The organism is Streptomyces sp. NPDC000348 (genome assembly GCF_042898795.1).
Lineage (GTDB): Bacteria > Actinomycetota > Actinomycetes > Streptomycetales > Streptomycetaceae > Streptomyces.
The window spans coordinates 1-5504 of record NZ_JBIAZD010000050.1; the positions used below are offsets into that span (position 1 = coordinate 1).

Annotated in this window: 3 protein-coding genes and 5 pseudogenes; 5 read left to right on the forward strand and 3 right to left on the reverse strand. The window is 68.9% G+C overall.

Annotation, left to right across the window (positions count from 1 at the left end):
- Positions 1–239 (reverse strand): helix-turn-helix domain-containing protein (locus ACFY3N_RS36525; RefSeq protein ID WP_390821080.1); only part of this gene is annotated, 239 nt, incomplete at its 3' end.
- Between the two features lie 141 nt (positions 240–380).
- Here ACFY3N_RS36525 and ACFY3N_RS36530 point away from each other — a divergent pair.
- Together ACFY3N_RS36530 and ACFY3N_RS36535 are read left to right on the forward strand one after the other, a co-directional pair.
- On the forward strand, positions 381–851 hold the full coding sequence (locus ACFY3N_RS36530) for a cupin domain-containing protein (protein ID WP_390821081.1): 471 nt from the start codon (positions 381–383) through the stop codon (positions 849–851).
- Positions 848–1569: pseudogene (locus ACFY3N_RS36535) on the forward strand (SGNH/GDSL hydrolase family protein). Before ACFY3N_RS36530 ends, ACFY3N_RS36535 begins: the two are co-directional and overlap by 4 nt.
- A gap of 371 nt (positions 1570–1940) precedes the next feature.
- Here ACFY3N_RS36535 and ACFY3N_RS36540 read toward each other — a convergent pair.
- A pseudogene (locus ACFY3N_RS36540) lies at positions 1941–2335 on the reverse strand (DDE-type integrase/transposase/recombinase); the annotation flags it as partial.
- Positions 2336–2339: 4 nt separating this feature from the next.
- On the opposite strand from ACFY3N_RS36540, the pseudogene ACFY3N_RS36545 reads away from it, so the two are divergent.
- The 3 genes and pseudogenes from ACFY3N_RS36545 to ACFY3N_RS36555 form a co-directional block, all read left to right on the forward strand.
- A pseudogene (locus tag ACFY3N_RS36545) lies at positions 2340–2988 on the forward strand (RNA-guided endonuclease TnpB family protein); the annotation flags it as partial.
- Positions 2969–3178, forward strand: a pseudogene (locus ACFY3N_RS36550) (SpoIIE family protein phosphatase); the annotation flags it as partial. The pseudogenes ACFY3N_RS36545 and ACFY3N_RS36550, both read left to right, overlap by 20 nt.
- A 478-nt stretch (positions 3179–3656) precedes the next feature.
- Positions 3657–5078, forward strand: coding sequence for a hypothetical protein (locus ACFY3N_RS36555; RefSeq protein WP_390821082.1), 1422 nt, complete (start codon positions 3657–3659; stop codon positions 5076–5078).
- Between the two features lie 258 nt (positions 5079–5336).
- On the opposite strand, the pseudogene ACFY3N_RS36560 reads toward ACFY3N_RS36555, so the two are convergent.
- Positions 5337–5504, reverse strand: a pseudogene (locus ACFY3N_RS36560) (chloramphenicol phosphotransferase); the annotation flags it as partial.

Below are 5504 nucleotides of genomic sequence, written 5' to 3' on the forward strand. Positions count from 1 at the left end.
GCGAACAGGGCCTCGTTCAGCTTGGGACGGGCGGCCGATCCCTTGGAGTGCAGCGTCTGCCGGCCGCCTTCCTGCCAGGAACGGCGCCAGCGCTGCACCGAGCGCACGCTGACCCGCAGCCCCTTCGCCACCGTCGCGTTGTCCTGTCCCTCGGCGAACATCCCGGCCGCCTCCATGCGGATGCGTTCGCGAAACGCCCGCCGCTCGGCGGTCGGGCCGCCTCCTTGCGGATACCTCATACTTCCGGCATACCGTGACAACCATCACTTGTCAGCCTCACGACATCACGCCGATAATCTCAGTAACCGTCTGCCCTTCGTGTCGGCCTCTCTTCCCTTTTCTTCAAGACCGCCCGATCGCTGTCGTGGACGATCGTCGGCATGAGACTCGTCAACCACGAACGCAATGCCATGGACCTGCGGACCACCCCCGTGCACCTTGGGCTGGGATCGAGAGCGAAACCAGTGGAGGGCTTCGCCTGGGACCCGGAGGTGCTCCAGGCCTACAGCGCCGCGGTCACGGCAGACGGCGCCGAGGCCCGGATGGTGATGATCTTCGACGGCGACGGGCTCGGTGACCATGGGGAGAGCCACCCTGCAGGCGACGAACTGGTCGTTTGTCTCAGCGGGTCCGTGACGGTCACCCGCGACGTGGACGGGGCGCCCGACCACGTTCTGCTCGGGCCGGGCGAGGCCACCATCAACCCGGCCGGGGTATGGCACGTGGTCGACACGGAGGGGCCGACGTCCGTCCTGGCCATCACTGCGACCCTCGGCACCGACCACCGTCCTCGGACCGACACCCGCCCGACCGAACGTGTCGGCACGCCCAGCCCGGAGGAAGCGCCGTGACGACACGCATCACGTGCCTCGGCGACAGCCTCACCCGCGCACAGTTCAGCGTCGACTACCTGGACCTCCTCGGACGACGCCACCCTCCCGGTGATCTGCAGCTTGTCCGCTTCGGCGCCAACGGCGACTTCGCCTACAACCTCTTGCAGCGCCTCGACGCCGTCATCGCGAACCCGCCCGACGTGATCACCGTGTTGATCGGGACCAACGACGCCCGAGCGAGCCTTGCCGGCTACCGCGTCGATAAGGCCATGAAACGCAAACAGCTCCTCGAACGCCCGTCAGCCGGCTGGTTCCAGCAGTGCCTGGAAGTCGTCGTCGAACGACTGCGAGCGGAGACCGACGCGACGATCGGCCTGCTGTCGCTACCGGTACTCGGCCAACAACTCGACGGAGCAGCGGCACAGGCATCGCAGCGGTACAGCCGGATGATCGCCGAAGTCGCCGCCACCAACAAGGTGACTTACCTTCCACTCCACGAAAGCCAGATCGAGGAACTGCGCCAAGTGGACCCACCGCCGATTCCCTACCAGGAGGTGCCCCCCCCGCAGCGGGCCTCGGCGTCCTCGTCCAACACGCCGTGCTGCGCCGCAGCCTCGACACGATCTCGCGGCGCCGAAACCTCGTACTCACGACCGACCACATCCACCAGAACAGCCGCGGCGCCACCCTGATCGCTGAGGCCATCGACGCCGGTCTCCTGCCCCAGAGCGCGTAGCTGGTTCCGGCACCCGGCCAGTCAGATCCGCGAACAGGGAGCGCGGGTACTCCCGGACGATGGGCATGACCAGACAACACAACGCCTCCCGGGCTGCGCGCCGTTATGCATCAATGGTGCTGAAGTCGCCCGTCGGTCACGGCCCCCGAAGATCGCCGGACACCGGCAATGCGCAGAAGTCCACCGCACGTACACGCTGACGTCTTCGGTAGGAATGGAGGGACGCCAGTGGAAGCAACCACCGTCCGCTGCGTGGCGCGTGCACGTATCGGAGCGGGCCTGGCCGTATCGGTCACCTGCTGGCGCTGTCACGTTGTTGGGTGTGCGAGTGCCTGTCGGCGTGTCGTGTGTGGTGGAGCCGGGTTCCGGGCTCAGGCCTCGGCGGGCCGGCCGACGACGCCGGTGACCTGGTCCCAGATGGCGAAGCGGACGGTCATCTCGGCACGGTAGCCATATGCGGTCATCAGGTGGCGGCGGGGTCTGAAGTGGGGTGAGATGCCGCTGAACGCGGCCAGGAACCGCCGCGCCCCGCCGGTGCTGCGAAAGCCTTTCATGGCGTGTTCGCGTTACCGGGTGGGCTGGTGGCTGTTCTCGGCCCGGTTGTTCAGGCCCTTGTGACAGTGGTGCTCGACCGAGGGCATGACCTCGCGGTGGGCGGCGCCGTAGGAATGCGGCTTGTCGGTGACGACCACCGCGGCACCGCACCGGTCCTCTTCAGCAGCCTGCGGAAGAAGCGCCTGGCGGCGTCCGTGTCCCGGCGGGTTCTGCACGCGGAGCCGACGACGGTGACGGTCTCCCGCGATGCGGCGGGCCGCTGGTTCGTGTCCCTGCTGTGCAAGGACACCATCATTTCCGCGCCCGCCACCACGGCGGCCGTCGGCATCGACGCCGGCATCACATCCCTGGTGACGCTGTCCACCGGGGAGAAGATCACCACCCCGAGGTACGAGCGCCGTGACCGCGCCCGCCTCGCGAAGGCGCAGCGAAAGCTGTCGCGCAAGGCTAAAGGCTCGGCCAACCGAGAGAAGGCCCGCCGCAAGGTCGCCCGCGTGCACGCGCGGATCGCCGACCGGCGCCGCGACTTCCTGCACAAGCTGTCGACTCGTCTCGTCCGTAAGAACCAAACGGTCGTGATCGAGGACCTCACCGTCCGCAACCTGCTGAAGAACCACTCGCTCGCGCGAGCGATCAGTGACGCGTCGTGGACGGAACTGCGCTCCATGCTGGAGTACAAGTGTGCCTGGCATGGGCGCGAACTCGTGTTGATCGACCGCTGGTTCCCCAGCTCCAAGCTGTGCGGGGCCTGCGGCACGGCCGCGGCGAAGATGCCGCTGAACGTCCGTGAGTGGACGTGCGACTGCGGCACTGTGCATGACCGCGACGTGAACGCGGCGCGCAACATCCTGGCCGCCGGGCGGAGGTGCTGCGGGTGCCCGCGGGCGCTCCGATCGGTGTGGGCGGGGTGGACTTCGAGGCGGTGGAGCTGGACGCGCCCGCCGGGGCGACCCTGCTGCTGTACACCGACGGCCTGGTGGAGTCCCGGCTGCGGGACGTGTGGACCGGGATCGAGCAGTTGCGGGAGAAGCTCGCCGCGACCGCGCAGCTCACCCTCGCCCTGCCGCCCCAGTACGCGGCCCGCCTCTTCGACGCGAAGGATGCAGGCGCCGGCGAACAGCAGCTGCGCGACATCGCCGCCGAAAGCCTCGGCGAGGTGTACTTCCGCGACGGAGGCCGCCGCGCCCACGGCCTAGAGGTGGAGTCACCGACGTCGAACACCTCGAGTTTGACCTCTAGGCGGTGCGGCTTGACTCTTCGGCGCTCAGGCTGCGGTGTGCCGAAGCACGGCAGTTGTCACCATTGGCATCCGCTGGCCTGCGGCTTCAATAGGGCAAAGCATGGTGGTTGTCACCGATACGGCGCGCTACCTGTCACCAGCGGCAAGCGAAGCAGGGGCGATGTCACCGCGTTCGGCTTCTGGTGAGCAGGGCGCCGAGCGGCGGCCCTCGGCGATCACGGGCCATATTTCCCGCGCCCTACGCGAACCCCGCCTCCTACGATCACCTGATACGACTGCTGGAGGGGCGGGAATGCTTGAGGACATCGAGGACGGGACAGCGGCAGCAACGCGGCTCGCGGGTGGTGCGCCGCTTCACAGCACGCTTGATGTCGCCGACCCCGCTGACTGGCTCGCGCTGGACGCAGGAGTGCGTGAGGTGGCCTGGCACCGCCCGCAGTTCCTGCCGGGGTGGGAGCACTCCGCCCCACTGCCAGCCGACCTGACTCAGCTCGGCGAGTCCCGGCTCGCACTCGCTCTCTGCCACCGCGACGGGCGGATCCGTCAGGAGGCGGTGCGTCAGTCGGTCCGGTACCCCGGTCTGCTGCCGTTGGTCGTGATCCGTTGCGCCGACTGGGCCGGCCCGGTGCGCGAGCACGCGCGGCGGCTGCTGTGCGAGGCCCTGAACGTGGACTCGGCCCTCGACCTCGCGCCGCTCATCCTCCGCGTCGGCCACCGCGACAGAGGCGCCTTCGGCGTCGATGTGCTCAGGCAGATTCTGCGCGAGGCATCCCACGGGCAGCTCGCTGTTCTCTTCGCTGACCCCGACCGCATCGTTCGGCGGTTCGCGTACCGGCTGGCCATCGAGGGCCGACTGCTCCGTCCCGCTGAGCTGGCCCGCGCGGCCGCCGGGGACCAGGACACCGTGGTCCAGGACCTGTGTGCCACAGCGGCGCTCACGGCTCTGGGGCATGAGGATGTTCACGAAGGTGTGCTGCCTCCACTGCTGTCCGCACGCAACCCGCGTGTCCGTTCGGCCGGCGTCACCGCGCTGAGACGGGCAGGGCGATCGAAGCAGGCGGAGCCGTTTCTCAGCGACCGCTCCGCGCTCGTGCGTGCTTGTGCCCGGTATGTCGTACGGCAGCAGGGTGGTGACCCGGTGGCCTGGTACCGGGAGCGGTGCACGGCACCTAACGACCCCGAGTTGCCGCCCGGTGCGGTCATCGGGCTGGCCGAGTGCGGGAACCGCGCGGACGCCGGGCTGCTGCAGCCGCTGCTCGCGCACCCGGCGGCCGGGGTACGGGCGCGAGCGGTAGCAGGGTTGCGGGCGCTGGACTGCGCGGATGCGAAGCAGATGCGGCCGCTCCTCGACGACCCTGCCGCCGAGGTCGTCCGCGAGACCGCCGCCGCCCTGCTGCCCTCGGCCAAGGAGCTGCCCGCCGACTGGCTACTGGAGCGCACCAGCTCCGAGCGGCCGCGGCACGTCCGCGTCGGGGCGTTCCGGCTACTCGACGCGCACGGCGGCATCGTGGCGCTACGAGCGGCGGTCGGTCTGCTCGAGGACCCCGATGTGAAGCTGCGCACCTGGGCCGCGCAAGCAGTGCAGCGCTGGCATCCGTCCCCGGACGGGCGGCGCGGCGACGCAGAGGTGGGTGAACTGCTCGACCGGAGCCGACACCTCTTCAGCGACCACATGCTGCGCCGACGCAAGTGGGAAGCCGGGGTGGACAGCTGAGACTGCACCGCGGTCCAGGTCTCTGCTCAGCACTCGCCACCAGGTGGCCCCGGTGACAACACACCTGCCTTGGTGACAACCATCGTGCTTTGGCTCATGCAGGCGCCCCGGTGCCTGAGCACCAGGCCGTCATCGTCAAAGGTCTCTAGTACTCCAGCCGCAGATGTGGATCTTCATGAACAGGCTCTTGCCCGTAAGGATCAGCCCCGGGGGCTCAGGTGCCGGCCACGAGCGAACCAACGGCCGAGTAGGCATGCCTCACGCCGTCAGTGGTTCCCGGCCGGCAGTCAGGTGGCGTCGGCGGAGGCGGGTAAAGGCGGTGGGGCTGGGACGGTGCGGGAGAAACCCCTTGATCCGCTGTGCACATTCACGTGGGCTTGCCGCGCTGGTGTCGCACTCCAGGTCGTAGTCACCGTGGTCGTGGAC